The organism is Klebsiella sp. 141240 (assembly GCF_050600805.1).
GTDB classification, from domain to species: Bacteria; Pseudomonadota; Gammaproteobacteria; order Enterobacterales; family Enterobacteriaceae; genus Klebsiella; species Klebsiella aerogenes.
On the sequence record NZ_JAQIRK010000067.1, the window covers coordinates 1 to 538 of the forward strand.

A 538-nucleotide genomic window follows, 5' to 3' on the forward strand; every position below is an offset into this window, starting at 1 on the left:
CGCCGGTAGCCAGCGCGCCCGCAGCCGCCCCGGCAGGCGCCGGCACCCCGGTGACCGCGCCGCTGGCGGGCACTATCTGGAAGGTGCTGGCCAGCGAAGGCCAGGCGGTGGCGGAAGGCGAGGTGCTGCTGATTCTGGAAGCCATGAAGATGGAAACCGAAATCCGCGCCGCGCAGGCCGGTACCGTACGCGGTATCGCGGTGAAATCCGGCGATGCGGTGGCGGTCGGCGACACCCTGCTGCAGCTGGCGTAAGGACGAGGAGCGCAAATGGAAAGTCTGAACGCCCTGATTCAGGGCATGGGGCTGATGCACCTGGGGGCCGGCCAGGCGGTGATGCTGCTGGTCAGCCTGCTGCTGCTGTGGCTGGCGATTGCGAAAAAGTTCGAGCCGTTACTGCTGCTGCCGATTGGCTTCGGCGGCCTGCTCTCCAATATTCCGGAGGCCGGGCTGGCGCTGAGCGCGCTGGAAAACCTGCTGGCCCATCACGACCCGGTCCAGCTGGCGGTGATTGCCGCGAAGCTCAACTGCGCGCCGGA

2 protein-coding genes are annotated in these 538 nt (G+C 67.7%); both read left to right on the plus strand.

Translation table 11 applies throughout. The features are described 5' to 3' along the window. Nucleotides 1–254, plus strand: a 254-nt coding sequence (locus tag PGQ95_RS26355; protein WP_430919893.1) for a biotin/lipoyl-containing protein, incomplete at its 5' end; no start/stop codon positions are given. 15 nt (nt 255–269) lie between these two features. Next, nucleotides 270–538, plus strand: a 269-nt coding sequence (locus PGQ95_RS26360; protein WP_430919895.1) for a sodium ion-translocating decarboxylase subunit beta, incomplete at its 3' end; no start/stop codon positions are given.